We start from the raw sequence: 272 nt of genomic DNA, 5'->3' as shown, positions 1-272 counted from the left end.
TACACCTGCGCACCCCAGCGGTTGTAGGCCTTGAATTCCAGTGATTGGACAAATGCGGGGCATTCCAGGGGCTGGAAAGTATCGTTTTTGTTGTCGCCATTGGGCGTAAATACGTTTGGCAGCACAAACATCGGGCAGTTATCGCGGCAGACGGTGTTGCTTGGCGCACTTTCGCTTCCGAACCGGTTGACGGCCGTCACATAATAGCATCCTGCAAATGAAGTGAGCCCTGTATGGTCGAAGCTGGTTTGCAGGGGTGAAGGCGGGGTGGT

General features: G+C 54.8%; 1 protein-coding gene. It reads right to left on the bottom strand.

The window, feature by feature from the left end; genetic code table 11:
• The coding region (locus tag ACQ4MZ_RS31650; RefSeq protein ID WP_430852041.1) for a gliding motility-associated C-terminal domain-containing protein at nucleotides 1–272 on the bottom strand (272 nt) is incomplete at both ends.

The sequence above is a fragment of the Dyadobacter sp. BHUBP1 genome (assembly GCF_050587785.1).
Classification (GTDB): Bacteria; Bacteroidota; Bacteroidia; order Cytophagales; family Spirosomataceae; genus Dyadobacter.
This window is presented reverse-complemented; position numbering and strand designations above follow the sequence as displayed.